Genomic DNA, 16076 nt, shown 5'->3' with positions numbered 1-16076 from the left:
TTAAGTCTCCCTCTTCTATGATATGCAGTCTAATCTTGTAAACTCTTATATGTCCTCTACCATTTTACCAAAGATTATCCAATTGTAAAATTAATAGATTGTCATTTATGAGCTGCGAAATTATTTGTCATATTAGAAGAGGTCGGCAAAATTACATAAACACGCTCAAAAAGGTTCCCACTGCCCGTTCAACATCTACATCCACTGCAACTTGTATGGGTTTACCCACTTTTGGCTGAGCCCGCAAGTCCGCTACGACCATTCCCGATGTAAACTCACCTTTGTGCTCCACTCGAACATTCATCTCTTTGTAGGTTACCAGATCTGGTTGCAGCGCAACCATAAGTGCGAGTGGATCATGCAGCGGTGCGCTGTTGATCAAAAAGTTCGCTTCACGATAGAAATTAAAATAATGAGTAAGCGATTGTTCCATAAACGAAATGATCGCTTTATTTTCTTCACGTCCAAAACGTTTTAATAAATCGATATGCTCTTGTGTAATCCGCGTCTTAAGCGTAACGTCTAGACCCACCATCATAACAGGAAGCCCAGATGTAAATACATGATCAGCAGCTTCCGGATCCCCGGCAATATTCGCTTCCGCAACCGGTGTTCTATTGCCGGGATTGAAGATCGTACCGCCCATCACCACTACTTTTTTCAAAGTATTCTTAATACCAGGGTCCATATCAAGCGCCATAGAAAGGTTGGTTAGATGTGCCAGTGTGACTAATACAATCTCTCCGGGATTCTCATTAGCCATCCGAACAATAAACTCAGATGCAGTTTCGTTAATGGGACGCTGGCTGGATGGAGCAATTTCCACATTGCCAATACCGTTCTCACCATGCACATGAGTGGCGTAGCCTGAGTGCTCACGAACAAGTGCCTTGGATGCTCCGATCGCTACAGGAATCTCATAACCGGGCTTAGCAAGCTCAATTAGCCGCAGTGAATTGTCCGCCGCCTTTTCGACCTCAATATTCCCAAAAACGGTTGTAATTCCTTCTACAATTACGTTTGGAGCACGTAAGGCATATAGAATCGCCAGTGCATCGTCAATACCTGTATCTGCATCAATAATAATTCGTGTTTTGCTCATTTATGTTCTCTCCCATTATGTTTTTTTCATAAAAGCTATCATATCACGGCCAACGAGGGTCGCTCAATTTTTATTCAATTCCTGTTCTTTAAAGGCTTCAATAAACCGCTCAGGATCGCACTCTATCAAATAAGCATACACGCCCTTACTCGTGTGGAGATAGAACATGCCGCCCATATCCCCCATTGAGCGATAAGACATATCGAAAATATCTTTTAGCGGGAATTCCCGATGACGTGTTACAATTCTATCTTGATACAGATACATTAGCCGATTGGAAGCAACACTTCGTTGTTCTCCATCCCTAATTTCTCGTTGTATCTTATAATACGGAAGCTGAGCTACCCATTTCATTTGCAGTCCTCCTGCTTGTCGTAATGGACTCCATTTTATTATTCTTTTTACCCTATTGCAAAATAAAGAAGCTTAACGATCCCATTAGCGGAATCATCAAGCTTCAGTAATCACCGTTTATTTCGTTGTATAAGCTGCGGCTGCCTTGCAAAAGCGTTCCAATGCCTCAACTAATGTGGATCTCGGACAAGCCAGATTAATTCGTAGATGGCCTTTGCCTTCTGTTCCAAAAACAGAACCTTCATTAAAAGCCACTTTAGCCTCTTTGTACATCAGCTGCTTCAGATCGTCTATTTCCAAGTTCAGTTCGCGGCAATCCACCCAGAGCAGGTAGGTTCCTTGCGGCTGCATCACATGAACCTGTGGTAAATGCTCCGCCAAATAGCTGACCGTATAATCCACATTATCTGATACATATTGTAACAGCTCATCCAGCCATTCTTCTCCGTCATTGTAAGCGGCTTGTACCGCTCCTTGCGCGAAGAAACTAGCCATATGTAAGCTCAAGGCTTTCATTTTTTGATCAAATTTACGTTTCAATTCCGGATTCGAGGACACGATAAAAGAGGATTGAAGCCCCGGAAGATTGAAGGTTTTGGTCGCAGCAAGGGTGGTTAATGTAATATTGGCAATTTCCTCAGACAAGGATGCAAAAGGAATATGCTCATAACCTGGAAGCGCCAAATCACAATGGATCTCATCAGAGATAACTGTCACTCCGTGACGCAAGCACAGTTCACCGAGCTTCAACAGCTCTTCTCTTTCCCATACTCTACCGCCTGGATTATGCGGACTGCATAACAGCAGCAGCTTCGCTCCACCCAACATCAACCCTTCCAATTGCTCATAATCCATCTCAAAGCGCCCATTACGGACGATAAGCGGATTCTTGGCAACCTTCCGGTCATTCATCTGGATGACATCATAAAAGGGATAATAAACTGGCGATTGTAAAATAACCTCGTCCCCAGGCTCAGTAAACAGTTCAACAGAGAGGCTTAAGGAAGTTACAATTCCGGGAGAATCTGAAATCCACTCCGGTTTGATCTGCCAATCATGCCGTCTTTTAAACCATGACGTGATGGCTTCTTTATAAGTATCACTAGGTACACTGTAACCGTAAACTCCTTGTTCTGCGCGGCGCAGAATGGCTTCCTTCACTGCGGGAGGACTTTCAAAATCCATGTCTGCCACCCAAAGCGGCATAATATCCTTCTCACCAAACAACTTCTCGGATTGGTCCCATTTGTAAGAGCTAGTATTACGGCGGTCAATTACGCGATCGAAATCATACTTCAACTAAAGTCACCTCATCCTTATAAACTTATCTTTTATTGTATCATGAGGAAACCGATATGGCATACTGCACAAAAAAAGAACGCACTCGTGAAAGCACGCTCTCCATAACTCAATCAGGTACAACCTCGAATTATTGCAGCCATTCATCCAAATGAGCAGCGACAAATTCATCATCCACCAGATGGGGATAATCCTTGTAGACTCTGTTGATCTCCTCCATTTGACCCGGTGACAATTGTTCTTCCGGATTCAGACACCATAAGCCTTCAAGCAATCCCTGTCGGCGAAGCACTTCGTGTATACCAGGAATACAGCCATGAAAATGATGGGCCGGATCAAATAACGCTGCATTACTGTCTGTCACCTCAGCCCCAAAGGTTAACCAGCTTGCTGCTAACGAGGGTTCACTGCGGATCTTTTTAATCTCATTCAGCATTTGCACAGCTTTGCTCGTCCATACCGCCCAGTGACCCAGCAGGCCACCAACTATTTTTTTCTCAACCGGCTTGCCGTTCACCATGAATCGGAAAGTTGTGAGTAGATCGCTGACAATATTATCATCATTTCCGGTATAGAGGGCAATTTCTTCACTACGGCTGGAGTCAAGTACGGCTCTGACTACGTCCAGCGTCTGATAACGATTGAATGGTGCCATCTTTATGGCGATCACGCCTTCTATTTCAGCGAATGCCTTCCAAAAATCAAAGCTTAAGATCCGCCCGCCCACAGATGGCTGCAGGTAGAAACCAAATACAGGAATCACTTCCGCTACTCTGCGCGCCCGTTCCAGGAGCTCTTCCTCACTTAAGGCTTGCAGACCTCCCATGCTGAGCAGTCCGGCTTCATAACCAAAGCTTACAGCAAGTCGAGCTTCGAGGACCGCCTGCTCCGTCCCACCGCAGATGCCTGCCACTTTCAAGAATGGCCGATTTAGCTGGGCACGTTCTACCTCTTCCGCAGCGAGACGTAACACGGGCTCTAGCAGCCCTATTTCCGGATTCCTGATCTCGAATTGAGTGGAATGCACTGCGACCGCGATTCCTCCCGCCCCAGAAGCGAGATAATAGCGAGTCAGCGCTCGTTGACGACGTTCATCCAGCTTTCGTTCCTTAGTTAGAGCAAGCGGATGCGCGGGAATAGCCAATCCATCATGAAGTGCGGCATTTAAAGCTGTAGTCAGAGGTTTTCTTTTCAGCGTCATCAATATTTGCCCTCCCGCTCCTGAAAATGCGTGGGTTTGTTCCAGGTTTCTCCGCCTCGTCCTACCCAATCGCCAATCCAATCGATCATTTCGGCTAGCGATACCTGGGGATAGCCGAAAGTGGCGGCAGCCTTCGCCGCGTTGCTTAGCAGTGCAGTGGGTGCTTCCTGCCCTGTAAAGATCGGTTCAACGCCCAGTTTTCGGCCAAATTCATTAGCGGCCCAGCGGAGAGACAACGTCTCCGGTCCGGTAATGTTCATCACATTTGGCGGGGAACTACAACGAAGCAGCGCTCGCAAGGCGATTTCATTAGCATCGCCCTGCCAAATCACATTGGCATGACCCATTGTTATATCAATGGACCGGCCTTCCTTAACCGACCGAGCCAGCTCCAGCAACACGCCATACCGCAGATCAATAGCATAGTTCAACCGATATATAAACATCGGTGTTCCATTTTTATGTGAGAAATGCTCAAATATCCGCTCCCGGCCCAAACAGGATTGCCCATACTCCCCATTTGCGTTCGGAGAAGTTCTTTCCGTTGCTCCCCCTTGACCAACCGGAGTGAACGGATAAACGTTACCTGTCGAGAACACCACAATCCGGGAATTACGGAAATGTTCTGCTACGCGTCCCGGCAAATAGGCGTTCATCATCCAAGTAAAATGCTCATTGCCTGTGGTGCCGAATTTATTCCCGGCCATATAGAGAATGTTTTGCGTTTCAGGGAGTGCCTGCAATGCTTTATCGTCTGATAAATCAGCGGAGATAATTTCAACCCCAGCCGCTTCCAGCTCGCGGCTAAGCACCTTGTTCGAAAAGCGTGAAACGCCGATGACTTTCTTGTCCAGCCCTGCTTGGCGAATCGCGTTCACGGCTAACCTTGCTAAGCTGGGACCCATTTTGCCCCCCACACCCAGCAGCATAATATCCCCATCAAGCTGGCTCAATTCATCAATCAGTGCTGCGGACGGACGGGCTAAGCGGTCTTCCAGCTCTTGAACGGTTTGCATCATTGAACTCTCCCCTCTGTTGGCTGTTAACAAGCTACGTTTATATGATGAAAGATGGATTGGACAGTTGGTTAACTGTAGCGTTCTATGGCAGCCACATTAGTGATTTTGCAATTTAGTTGTATTTCATACAATTAAAACGCCTCGCAAATCCATAGATGATTATTTAGTTGTATTTTCTGCAATTAATAGTTCAGCACGAGGCTAAAAATGATAATGCGCTAAGATTTAACTGCATAAAATGCAGTTAAAATTCAAAAAGGGCATTTCGACAGGCTATAGTTGTATAAAGTACAATTATTATGCGCATGTATTAGATTATTTCGAGTGAAGCGAACTCGCAGCGCCCAGCAGTTCTTTCCTAAGCTCAACAGGCAGAAGGAAGTCAAAGTCACAACCAAGGTTCGCCTGAAGAACCCGTTCGTGAAACAGCAAGCCATAGCCCCTGTCATAGTGCGGCTTAGGCGCATGCCATAAGAGCCGCCGACGGGCCAGCTCCTCATCCGCCACCTTCAGCTCCAGGCGCCTTGCGGAAATATCCAACTCAATTTCGTCGCCATCCTGCACAAGTGCTAACGTTCCGCCAATGGCCGCCTCCGGTGCCGCATGTACAATCAATGCGCCATAAGAGGTCCCACTAATCCTAGCATCAGAGATACGGACCATATCGCGGATGCCCTGCTTCAGCAGTTTTTGCGGGATCGGAATTTGCCCAATCTCCGGCATGGCAGGCGCGCCCTTAGGCCCTGCGTTCTTGAGCACCAGCACGCTGTTCTTATCCACGACCAAATCAGGGTCATCGATCCGCTCGTTTAGATCAGCCGGACTCTCAAAGACTACTGCGCGTCCGATATGCTTTTTGAGATGCGCCGATACAGCGGTTTGCTTGATCAGCGCCCCATCCGGCGCCAGATTTCCGCGCAATACAGCAATTCCACCTTGGCTGTCGAGCGGCTCCTCCAAGGTACGTATCACATCCCTGTCCAGTGTGGCTGCCTGAACCAGATTCTCTTTAACCGTTCTACCTGTGACAGTAATGCAATCCCCATGCAGCAGCGGCTCCAGCTCCTTCATTAAGGCTGGCACTCCACCCGCCTCAAAATACTCCTCCATCTGATACTTGCCGGAAGGGCGCAGATTCAAAATGAACGGTGTCTGGCTGCTGATGCGGTCAAAGGTCTCCAGCGGGAGCTTCATCCCAAGGCGCTGGGAGATCGCCACGAGATGGATAATCGCGTTCGTCGAGCCGCCGCTGGCCATCGTAACCGTGATCGCGTTCTCTATCGCCGCCGCAGTCATGATGTCACGTGGACGGATATCGCGGCGTACCAACTCGACGATCTGCTTGCCGGTGCGCTCAGACATATGTCGGCGTCTGCTGTCCGGAGCCGGAATAGCTGCGCAGCCTGGTAAAGCCATGCCGATGGCCTCCGCAATCGAGGCCATCGTGCTGGCTGTGCCCATTACCATACAGTGACCGTCACTGCGGCAGATTGCGTTCTCTGCAATAGCCAGTTCCTCGTCACTGATATTTCCTGCTTTGTGTTCCAGTGTAAAACCGTAACAATCCGTACACGCTCCGAGACTGCGGCCACCCAACCGCCCGTTGAGCATGGGTCCACCTGTCAACACAATGGCTGGAATGTTGGCGCTAGCTGCTGCCATCAACTGTGCGGGCACTGTTTTATCGCAACCCCCAAGCAGCACTACCCCGTCAATGGGATGCCCCTTCATCATTTCTTCCGTATCCATCGCCATTAAATTTCGCAGCAGCATCGTCGTTGGCTTCACATAAGGCTCACCGATAGAGATGGTCGGGAATTCCATCGGCACTCCCCCAGCCTGCCAAACGCCGCGCTTCACATAATCTACTAATTCATTAAAATGTGAATGGCATTTATTCAGCTCACTGAACGTATTGCAAATGCCAATCACCGGTTTGTGGATATCCTCTTCGGTGTATCCCATCGACTTCGTAAAGGAACGGTGGATGAATCCCCAAAGATCCTTTTCCTGAAAAAAAGCTTCACTCTTCAACTTACCACCGAATCTAGCTGCACTCTCCTCGCAGTCTCTACACTCCGCCATGACCCCATCTCCTTTAGCAACCACAGTTGTTGACTAAACCAGCCCGAGAATTTCCGGTGTAGCGCGATGAATAATGCCTTCAATGAATTCCTGCGGAATTTGCGGCAGCTTTGTTCCCTCCGCCAGATCATTAATATGGTAAAGCGCTTCTAGCATTTTCTGTGTCCCAAAAAACGGATAATCTGACCCAAACAATAGTTTGTCTTGAACCCCATATTCCATAGCAGATACGAGCGCATTGTAGAATTGCCAAGGTCTGCTACCTAACGCAGATACATCCATGTACATGTTGGGATGCTTACGTACCAGCGAAATACATTCGTCAACCCACGGATGGCCCATATGCGCCACAATCATCTTCAGCTTTGGAAAAGCACGGGCAATGGGATCCAGCATCGCCGGTCTGGAGGCATCCAGATATCCTTCTGGCACAAATGAGGTGCCTTGGTGCCAAAGTATAGGCACATTCAGCTGTTCAGCTTTGGCATAGAGAGCAAAATATTTGGGGTCATCAGGGTAAAAGTTCTGATAAATAGGGGCAAGCTTCAGCCCTTTTAACCCCATTTCCCGGATCGCAGTCTCAAATTCAGCAACACAATCCAGATGGTTAGGATCTACGCTGGCAAAACCAAATAGCCGGTTTGGATCAGTGCGGCAGTAGTCAGCGACATAAGCATTTGGCACGACAAGTCCCGTTGCATACGCAGCCATAGCAAGTACAATAGCACCGGAGAAACCTTCCAAATTACGGCGGTGCTGCTCAGGGGTTGCTTCGATATTCATATCCGGCCCCCAAGCTCGTTTGATCGCTTCATCCGTAGGTCCTGAAACCATGCCCGGCCCAAACAAATGGGTATGACAATCGAAGATCATCCCTGTTTCCTCCTATTCGCTGACCATCGTATTAGTAAGGGCGCCAAGCTTCTCAATCTGCACCGTCACCACATCACCAGTCTTCAGGTAAACCTGATTCTCTGGAGGGTAGCCCATCACGACTCCTTCCGGTGTTCCGGTCAGAATAATGTCACCCGGAGAAAGTGTCATGCACTGAGAAATATAACTAACAATCTGCTTGCAGTTAAAAATCATATCCGAAGTGTTCGAGCTCTGACGCAGTTCCCCATTCACCGTGCACTGAATATCGAGCTGATTGGGATCACCCACCTCATCCGCAGATACAAGATAGGGTCCAATCGGTGAAAATTTGTCACAGGACTTTCCAGCTAACCATTGACTCGTCCGCAGCTGCAAATCACGCGCTGACAGATCATTAGCAGAACAGTATCCAAATACATAATCTAAGGCAGCTTCCTCGGCAACATACTTCGTAGTCCGTCCAATTACGATGCCTAACTCTGCTTCATAATCCACTTTGTGAGCGGTCCTCGGCAACGGAACCTCCGAGCCATGTCCGGTTAATGTATTGTTAAATTTATTGAACAAGATCGGATATTCCGGAATTGCCATTCCTGTCTCTTCTGCATGCCTGCGGTAATTCAGGCCGATACAGATGATTTTGCCAGGATCGGTAACACAGGGACCGAAGGTCAAGTCTTCCACCTGCTTCAGCCAGGCTGAGTTTTCTTCTTCCATAGGCAGCTCATTCACAAAATTCCTCAGTTGATTCAGCGCCTCCATGCCGCCGTCAAGCAGTTGCTTAACTGTTACAGGAACCGGAGCCTCCAGCCGTGTGGATAAGGCAGTCTGTGCAGCCTCAATATCCACCACTCCACGGTCGGTTAGCACACCCATATGATTATCCTCTTTTTGCAAAAATGTAATTAGCTTCATATAAAAAACACCCCTTCACTTTATGCATTTTTGCCGAAGACAAGGCCGCCATCCACATAAAACGGCGAACCCATCACAAACTCCGACTCGTCCGAAGCTAGAAATAATGCAGCTCGCGCCACATCCTTGGGCTTACCCAGCTCACCACTAAGCTGTCTACGCTTGATTGCCGCAACCGAAGCCTCTGGATCCAGTGACTCCTTTAAATATTCTTCTACGAACGGAGTCATAATGGTACCGGGCAGCAGAGCATTTACACGAATGCCGTATGGCGCATAATCGACTTGCATGGTCTTGGTTAAGGACAAGACTGCCCCCTTAGAAGCACTATAGGAAGCTCGCTGTGCCACACCAATCTCGGCAATACTTGAGGACATATTAATGATCGAACCCGTCTTACTGTTCATCATATAAGGTAAAACTGCCTTGCAGGTTAAGAACACACCTGTTACATTCACCCGCATAACCCGCTCCCATACTTCCTCGGCAACCTCGTGTACAGGCCCCACGCCACTGATCCCTGCATTATTAAAGAGCACATCGATTCGCCCAAAAGCATTAACGACCTGATCAGCCATTACCCTTGTACTGGCAGCATCGGTAACATCACAAGGGATGAACAACGCCTTCCCACCCGCCGCCTCTATTTCAGCGACTGCGGCTTTTCCTGAATCCACCTGAACATCCGCAATAACTACCGTCGCTCCTTCTGAAGCAAATAATACGGCTGTGCTTTTCCCAATCCCTGAGCCTGCTCCGGTTATAATGACGATCTTATCTTTGAGTCGCATTGAGCTTCCTCCTCTATTACTCCTTAGCCCGATAGTTGCTAGGCAGCAAACCACTTACACCAGGCTTAGCCATAAATAATCCGCCTGCATGCGGATATCGACGCAGCTCTTCTTCGTTCATCCCTGTCTTCGCAGTCGTAATGTAAAGTTCTGTTAGATCACTGCCGCCAAAGGTGCAGGAGGTAACCAAAGGCGCCGGAACTCGGATCCGTCCAATCTGCTCACCCGTATCCGGGTTCCAACGGGAGACACAACCGCCGCCCCAATGAGCAACCCAAAGCATTCCTTCGCCATCTATCGTCATTCCGTCTGGACTTCCTTCCGTGGCAGGAATCCGAAACGCTATTTTACGATTGTCTATATTTCCAGAATCTTCATCGTAATCAAATACATCCACCTGTCCCGTAGGCGTATCAATGTAATACATTCTGCTTCGTGCATAATCCCAAGCCAGCCCATTCGAAATCCCGATGCCAGATAACACTTGGCGACAGGTACCACCAGGCTCAAGGACATATAATCCTCCAGCTTTTGGCTCATTATCCATGCTCATCGTTCCCAGCCACAGCCGGCCATGTCGGTCACATTTGGCATCATTCGTTCTATTGCGCGGAAGATCAGCTTCTATCGAAGTCAGCAGAACCGGGGATCCGTCAGTTTGAGCGAGATAGACTCCATCCTCCATTGCCAGAAGAAGTTCACCCTCAGCGGTTGGAATAACCGCGCTAATCATAAGATCAAAAGAGCGCACTTCTTCACTTTTTGTAATCTGGTCGTATATTCTAAGCTTCCTGCCCATAATATCCACCCAGTACAACTGATTGGATTCAGCGTCCCAATGTGGTCCTTCCCCTAGCTCAGCCTGAGCATCAATCATCAATTCTGCCTGAATTTCTGTAATTTTCAAAACCTTCACTCCTTCTTATTTTTACAGTTCACTGCCATTAGCCAGATGTCCACCATCCACCCGAATCGTCTCTCCAGTAACATAAGAAGCTTCGTCAGATGCTAGAAATAGAAATACATTAGCGGCTTCCTGAATGGTTGCCGCCCGCCGCATGGGCGTATGCTCCGAATACGCCGGGAGCTTCGAAACCTCCCTTAATTTACGGTCAAGTGGAGTATCCACGAATCCCGGTGCAACTGCGTTTACCCGGATACCATAAGGTGCCAGCTCCACGGCCATAGATTCAGTGAGCAAAATAACGGCAGCTTTGGAAGCATTGTAATGCGCAAGCTCGGAGCTTGCCGCCAGACCATTTTTGGAGCTCATATTAATAATGACCCCACCGCCACCTTGGGAAATCATTTGTCTTGCTGCTAGCTGGCCAATGAAGAAAACCGCCTTTACATTAATATCAAAAACCGCGTTCCAGTGCTCAGCAGAAATATCGAGAAAATGTTCGCGGAAGGCGATGCCGGCATTGTTCACTACAATATCTATCCCTCCGAATCTTGCAAAAGCGCGGGAAACGGCTTGCGCTAACTGTGACACGTCACGCAGATCACATATTTCCATGTCGGCTTTTTCACCATACACCTTCAAGGTTTCCAGCGCAGTGAGGAGCTCCACCTCATTCCGGTCTAACAACACCACTTGAGCGCCTTCTTCCAGAAATCGGTGAGCGATCCCCAGTCCAATCCCTCTTGCTGCACCTGTGACCAGTGCTTTTTTGCCAGCCAGCCTCATTTTCATCACTCCTCTGGCTCGTGCTTAGAGCACCCCGTATTTATCGTAGACCTGCCGCAACGTATATCCTTTCAGCAATTCATCCCGAGTGTGATTCTCACGAGTCACTTTATCCATTGCCAGCTGAAATACTTCATCGATGATAGCTCCCGGAATTACAACGATCCCGTCACGATCACCAAAGATAACATCTCCGGGATGGACCATCACACCCCCGCACAGCACCGGAATATCATAATCGATGACAATTCCACGTCCCTGAGAATCAACGGGTTTAGTCCCGGTAGCGAAAACAGGAAAGCCGAGCTCTAGAATTTTGGCAGTATCGCGGATTAATCCATCCACAATCGCTCCGCGGCCGCCTCTCATTTTGGAAGCGGTGGACAGCAGCTCTCCCCACAGTCCATTCTGCCGTGATTCATTTGTGCAGCCGATGACAATTTCTCCGGGTTTGACGCTGTCCACTGCCTCAATCTCCTTAGTGTACGGATCATCCGGCAGGTGATGAATATCCACAGAAAGAATGGTTTTTGCTCGTCCGGCGATGATCCAGGTCGGATCTATCGGATTGATATTTTCACGCATCACCTGATTTCGATAACCCAATTGATCCAATGTATCAGAGATTACCGCAGAATAGAGCGTTTCGCACATGCTGTCGAACAATTCTTGATCCTTCATAAGCGGTCCCACCCTCCTCAAGATTGTGTGTACACAACTTACCTCATTTACTTAACCGTACCGGGTGACCAGCATGCACAGACTGATATGCGGTAAGCGCGACCTCCGTGGATCGGAGTCCGTCTACTCCTGAAACTGGCACCTCCGTCTCTTCCAAAAGCGCCTGGACAAAAGCCTTTAGCATCAGCTCGTTCATATCGTCCCCCCAGAAGGACCAATTTCCTTTGCCAGATGCTCTTCCATATACATTATTTTTCTGATTAAATGCATCAATAGAAATAACACCTTTAGTGCCAATGATTTCAAGCGTCACATCCCCCCATGTCGGGAAGCCTGGATTACGTGACCAGCTCGGATCCAGCACTCCGAATACACCATTCTCAAAAGTGACATGAACCATGCCAGAATCATCAATTGTCCGCTTGTGTTCTGGATCAAACAGCGTATCCGCATAGGCATAAACCTGATCTACCGGAGAATTAGCGAACCAGTTCATCAGATCCATCACATGCACAGTATGATCCAGAACAGCGCCACCTCCTGAGAGAGCTTCGTCAGCGAACCATTTGGGCCCCGGAAAGGAACCCCGGTTCGTTCCCTTGAACGCGATAATTTCTCCAATATCCCCACGATCTAGCGCTTCCTTAGCCCGCACAACCGAGGTCAAGAAACGACAAGGAAAGGCTGTCATTAATTGGACTTTTTCCTCGGCGCAGACCGATATCATTTGCTGCATTTCTTCCACTGAAAGACCTAGCGGCTTCTCGCACAGCACATGTTTGCCTGCCCGAGCTGAATCTATTGTTAGCTTGGCGTGAAACACATTTTCCGAGCAAATAATTACGGCATCAATCTTCGGATCAGCCAGAAGCTCCTTATAATTGGCATAATAGGGAATGGAATGTTTCTCCGCTAAGGCCCGCGTTCGCGCAGGCACCTCATCGGCAATTCCACCGACTATCACTTCTGAGAAACGCAGCAGATTCTCCAAATAATCAAAAGCATGAGCATGCGCGAAACTAATCATCCCAATATTCAGCTGGCTCATTAAATCCCCTCCATTCCATCAAGCCTCACTGGCTGTCCTGTTGCTCCCGATTTCTGAGCAGCTGCTGCCCAGCGCACAGCCTCCAGTGCATCCTGCGCAGTAACTATAGGCTCTTCCCCACTTCTCAAACAGGCGAGAAAATGCTCCAGTTCCTCATAATATGGGTCCTTAAGCAGCACGCTCGAAGGGGTCTCCACAGCTCCCGAAGCGGAGCTGCTTTCCACCGATCTGCGGATATGAAAGCTTTCGTCATCATTAGTTGCCCCTGAGATAATTCCCTCTGCATCGGCATACTCAAAGGAAGCATGAAACGATCCGGGGTAACCCCAAAATGCTTCAAGCTGAGCAAGAGTACCCTTCTTAAAGCGAAAGGTAGCTGAGGCATAATTTATGGCTTCCGACTGATGCTGGAAGGCATACACCTCCAGCGCTTCTCCGAAGGCTCCACGGATGTAATCAATATCATGAATCATTAAATCCATAATGACGCCGCCACTAAGCTGCGGGTCTCGAAACCATGCTTTCACGTTTCCGGGATGCGAACCCGCACGTTTAGCATGATATATCCCGCCTTGAGCGCTGCCGAGCTGCTTTATTCCCTCTGCGAGCTGTCTGTAGGACCGGAAAAAGCGGACAACATGGCCTACAAATAATCTCACGCCACGCTCCTCACAATAACGGATAGCTTCCTCCGCTTCCTGCGAAGTTAATGCAAGTGGTTTCTCACAGATCACATGTACGCCATGATCAGCCGCTAGCCGAACCAGTGGAACATGCATGAAGGTAGGCACAGCAATACTGACCACCTCCGGTTTCACTTGTTCAAGCATTTCCACGGCGGATATATAATAGCGAACTCCCACTAAATTCCCGAGTACCTCCGCAGCCTTCTCATCGATATCACATACGGCGACAAGCTCTGCTTCGGGCATAGACTTGTAACGATCTGCATGGATACTCCCCATGCCCCCGCATCCGATTACTGCTGTCCTGATCACTTCTCTTCACTCCTTTCAGGCTGTACTTTCCTTTATAAAAGAACGGTAGCTCCACTTACCCTGCTTTCGTTAGCCGCTTCAAGGAAGCGTATCAGCTCCAGCGTTAGAGAAGGTTGTATCGGCGGTTTTCCCCCTCGTGCCATAGCTATAAAGCGCTTCAGCAGTTGCTGATGCCCTGCGTTATAATGCACTCCAAGCGCATTTACTCCACCACTGCCACGTTGACGGTGCAGTACGGTATAGAAATCAGATCCACCCGTACGGTTACCTCGAACCGTCCCAATCCGCCCGTCTTTCCACTGTCCGACCACCCATTCCTGCCTATCGTGACGGATCGCCCGTACCGATTGGCAGCCTTCTCCCAGTGCTGCATAGAGCATCTCGACAGTGTGTATGCCGTACCAGAACAACCCCGGCTGTGTCGGCTGCAGTTCGAGCGGCCCACTGCAATCTGCACCTAGAATAGCGCCTGCGGTATTATCCTTCAAAAGTGCTGTTAGTGGTTTCCCAAATCGAACCATGGAGCTGGAGAAAAATGGGGTTCCATATTTCTCCGCCAATCGCACCATTGCTTTTGCTTCTTCAGAGGTAACAGCAAACGGCTTATCCACGAATATTGGCTTTCCGTAAGGAGCCAGTATTGCAAACTGTTCCTTGTGCACTCTCCCATCTACAGAGGTCAACAAGATAGCATCAGAGTTTTCTGCAACCTCCACGATAGAATGGAGCAGTTCAACACCATAACTCATCTGTAACTCACTGCTAATCATTTTCACACGTGAATAACTCAACTCAAAATCTGGAGATCCACCTGGATAACCGCACTGCAGTCTACCGCCCGGAACATGCAAAGGGTGTGATTTATCATTCAGCAGTGCAGCAAAGATTCTGCTATGTGAGGTGTCCATTCCTACCATACCAATCTGCAGTTCTTTCATATCAACACTTTTTCGAAATTAAACGTTCTTCTTTACAACGCTCTAGGAGTTCCATATATTCTCTTCCCACTTGTTCGATGCTGTAAGTAGTTCTTGCTTTCTGTTCTCCCAATGACTTCAAATCTTCCCTCAAGGTATTCCGCTCCAACAATGTAATTAATCTGTCCACACATTCTGCTTCATTACCTGACTCATACAAGGAAACGTTCAGCGGTCCATCCAATAATTCCGGAAGCGCTCCGACACTCGGAACCACCACCGGACACCTACAAGCCATCGCCTCCAGTACGGTCATTCCAAAGGATTCATTTATTGTGGTACTCACATATATTCCACCACTCTGTGCAACAGAGGAATAGTAGCTATGCATCTCATCGTAATCTACTTTAGAAATCCACTTAAAATGTTTGATCCCTTGCTGCTCCACCTTAACCATAAGCTGATTTTTGATCTCATCGGGAGCAGTGTATCCCCCAACAAGCATAAATTGCAGCTCTGGCATCCTGGCATTCAGCTTACCCGCTATGTTCAAATAGGACGACCAGTTCTTATGATCATCCAGTTTGCCAACCCACAAAATAGTGGCAGGCCTCTGCTCCGTATCCGCTTCATACTGGAACAAATCGGTATCCAGGCAATTATTAATATGAAAAGCACCCACTATGCCAATGCTGTGCAAATAACCCTTCATATAAGCGGATGGAGTGATCACATAGTGAAAGGGCAAGCTATCTTTAGAATGAGCCAACTTCTGCAAGGGTTCAGAATAGGTGGTATGCACTTCATGAATAATAACCTTGCCTTCTTCAACAGGCCCAAGTGCTTCGTAAAGTTCATAAGTATCGATAGAAATAATGACGTCGAAATTATAGGCTGCAATATAACTCTTAATTTCTTCTACAGTCCCGAGAATACGGACATGCTCATATCCTTCAAAAGCGCTCGCCCCGCCATAATCCTCCAGAAAGGCAAAGTGCACTTCCGAGTGATGCCGCAAAAACTTAAGTCGATTGGCAAGTTGAGTCGTTACTCCGCCCAGAACACAGAACTTATAAAAATATAGAATTTTCAAACTCTCT

At 48.2% G+C, this 16076-nt stretch carries 16 protein-coding genes; all 16 read right to left on the bottom strand.

Annotated elements, in window-relative coordinates:
• Positions 1-151: 151 nt before the first annotated feature.
• The 16 genes from MKY14_RS00910 to MKY14_RS00835 all read right to left on the bottom strand — a co-directional run bounded on the left by MKY14_RS00910 (position 152) and on the right by MKY14_RS00835 (position 16069).
• On the bottom strand, positions 152-1102 hold the full coding sequence (locus MKY14_RS00910) for a nucleoside hydrolase (protein WP_280752712.1): 951 nt from the start codon (positions 1100-1102) through the stop codon (positions 152-154).
• A gap of 63 nt (positions 1103-1165) precedes the next feature.
• Positions 1166-1456, bottom strand: a complete 291-nt coding sequence (locus MKY14_RS00905; protein WP_036679330.1) for a hypothetical protein — start codon at positions 1454-1456, stop codon at positions 1166-1168.
• Positions 1457-1573: 117 nt separating this feature from the next.
• Positions 1574-2755 (bottom strand): MalY/PatB family protein, encoded by a 1182-nt coding sequence (locus tag MKY14_RS00900; protein WP_076301246.1) that lies wholly within the window; start codon positions 2753-2755, stop codon positions 1574-1576.
• A gap of 130 nt (positions 2756-2885) precedes the next feature.
• On the bottom strand, positions 2886-3956 hold the full coding sequence (locus MKY14_RS00895; RefSeq protein WP_340395386.1) for a dihydrodipicolinate synthase family protein: 1071 nt from the start codon (positions 3954-3956) through the stop codon (positions 2886-2888).
• Positions 3956-4972 carry an NAD-dependent epimerase/dehydratase family protein gene (locus MKY14_RS00890; RefSeq protein WP_076301377.1) on the bottom strand — a complete coding sequence of 339 codons (1017 nt, stop codon included), beginning with the start codon at positions 4970-4972 and terminating at the stop codon, positions 3956-3958. Before MKY14_RS00890 ends, MKY14_RS00895 begins: the two co-directional genes overlap by 1 nt.
• 318 nt (positions 4973-5290) lie before the next feature.
• The gene (locus tag MKY14_RS00885) at positions 5291-7060 is read right to left on the bottom strand and encodes an IlvD/Edd family dehydratase (protein WP_340975570.1); all 1770 of its coding nucleotides are present in this window, start codon (positions 7058-7060) and stop codon (positions 5291-5293) included.
• Positions 7061-7093: 33 nt separating this feature from the next.
• Positions 7094-7933, bottom strand: a complete 840-nt coding sequence (locus MKY14_RS00880; RefSeq protein WP_340975568.1) for an amidohydrolase family protein — start codon at positions 7931-7933, stop codon at positions 7094-7096.
• 12 nt (positions 7934-7945) lie between these two features.
• Entirely contained in the window at positions 7946-8851 is a 906-nt protein-coding gene (locus MKY14_RS00875; RefSeq protein WP_340975566.1) for a fumarylacetoacetate hydrolase family protein, read from the bottom strand.
• Between the two features lie 20 nt (positions 8852-8871).
• Positions 8872-9642, bottom strand: coding sequence for an SDR family NAD(P)-dependent oxidoreductase (locus MKY14_RS00870; RefSeq protein ID WP_340975564.1), 771 nt, complete (start codon positions 9640-9642; stop codon positions 8872-8874).
• A 16-nt stretch (positions 9643-9658) separates the two neighbouring features.
• On the bottom strand, positions 9659-10549 hold the full coding sequence (locus MKY14_RS00865; RefSeq protein ID WP_340395380.1) for an SMP-30/gluconolactonase/LRE family protein: 891 nt from the start codon (positions 10547-10549) through the stop codon (positions 9659-9661).
• Between the two features lie 21 nt (positions 10550-10570).
• Positions 10571-11332 carry an SDR family NAD(P)-dependent oxidoreductase gene (locus tag MKY14_RS00860; protein WP_340975562.1) on the bottom strand — a complete coding sequence of 254 codons (762 nt, stop codon included), beginning with the start codon at positions 11330-11332 and terminating at the stop codon, positions 10571-10573.
• Positions 11333-11356: 24 nt separating this feature from the next.
• Positions 11357-12013, bottom strand: coding sequence for an RraA family protein (locus MKY14_RS00855; protein WP_340975559.1), 657 nt, complete (start codon positions 12011-12013; stop codon positions 11357-11359).
• Between the two features lie 43 nt (positions 12014-12056).
• Positions 12057-13061, bottom strand: a complete 1005-nt coding sequence (locus tag MKY14_RS00850; RefSeq protein WP_076301254.1) for a Gfo/Idh/MocA family protein — start codon at positions 13059-13061, stop codon at positions 12057-12059.
• Positions 13061-14059 carry a Gfo/Idh/MocA family protein gene (locus tag MKY14_RS00845; protein WP_081383131.1) on the bottom strand — a complete coding sequence of 333 codons (999 nt, stop codon included), beginning with the start codon at positions 14057-14059 and terminating at the stop codon, positions 13061-13063. The genes MKY14_RS00850 and MKY14_RS00845 overlap by 1 nt, the downstream gene beginning before the upstream one ends.
• A 32-nt stretch (positions 14060-14091) precedes the next feature.
• A complete protein-coding gene (locus tag MKY14_RS00840; RefSeq protein ID WP_076301255.1) occupies positions 14092-14997 on the bottom strand; it encodes a Gfo/Idh/MocA family protein in 906 nt (301 codons plus the stop codon).
• A gap of 1 nt (position 14998) precedes the next feature.
• Positions 14999-16069, bottom strand: coding sequence for a glycosyltransferase family 4 protein (locus MKY14_RS00835; protein WP_340975552.1), 1071 nt, complete (start codon positions 16067-16069; stop codon positions 14999-15001).
• Positions 16070-16076 lie beyond the last annotated feature (7 nt).

The sequence above is a fragment of the Paenibacillus sp. FSL R5-0887 genome, assembly GCF_038002305.1.
Lineage (GTDB): Bacteria > Bacillota > Bacilli > Paenibacillales > Paenibacillaceae > Paenibacillus_AQ > Paenibacillus_AQ odorifer.
This window is presented reverse-complemented; position numbering and strand designations above follow the sequence as displayed.

Excerpts from the sequence above, each read along its gene's own strand:
- MKY14_RS00910 (WP_280752712.1), bottom strand. The coding sequence starts at position 1,102 with ATGAGCAAAACACGAATTATTATTGATGCAGATACAGGTATTGACGAT.
- MKY14_RS00905 (WP_036679330.1), bottom strand. The coding sequence starts at position 1,456 with ATGAAATGGGTAGCTCAGCTTCCGTATTATAAGATACAACGAGAAATT.
- MKY14_RS00895 (WP_340395386.1), bottom strand. The coding sequence starts at position 3,956 with ATGACGCTGAAAAGAAAACCTCTGACTACAGCTTTAAATGCCGCACTT.
- MKY14_RS00890 (WP_076301377.1), bottom strand. The coding sequence starts at position 4,972 with ATGCAAACCGTTCAAGAGCTGGAAGACCGCTTAGCCCGTCCGTCCGCA.
- MKY14_RS00885 (WP_340975570.1), bottom strand. The coding sequence starts at position 7,060 with ATGGCGGAGTGTAGAGACTGCGAGGAGAGTGCAGCTAGATTCGGTGGT.
- MKY14_RS00880 (WP_340975568.1), bottom strand. The coding sequence starts at position 7,933 with ATGATCTTCGATTGTCATACCCATTTGTTTGGGCCGGGCATGGTTTCA.
- MKY14_RS00875 (WP_340975566.1), bottom strand. The coding sequence starts at position 8,851 with ATGAAGCTAATTACATTTTTGCAAAAAGAGGATAATCATATGGGTGTG.
- MKY14_RS00870 (WP_340975564.1), bottom strand. The coding sequence starts at position 9,642 with ATGCGACTCAAAGATAAGATCGTCATTATAACCGGAGCAGGCTCAGGG.
- MKY14_RS00860 (WP_340975562.1), bottom strand. The coding sequence starts at position 11,332 with ATGAGGCTGGCTGGCAAAAAAGCACTGGTCACAGGTGCAGCAAGAGGG.
- MKY14_RS00855 (WP_340975559.1), bottom strand. The coding sequence starts at position 12,013 with ATGAAGGATCAAGAATTGTTCGACAGCATGTGCGAAACGCTCTATTCT.
- MKY14_RS00850 (WP_076301254.1), bottom strand. The coding sequence starts at position 13,061 with ATGAGCCAGCTGAATATTGGGATGATTAGTTTCGCGCATGCTCATGCT.
- MKY14_RS00840 (WP_076301255.1), bottom strand. The coding sequence starts at position 14,997 with ATGAAAGAACTGCAGATTGGTATGGTAGGAATGGACACCTCACATAGC.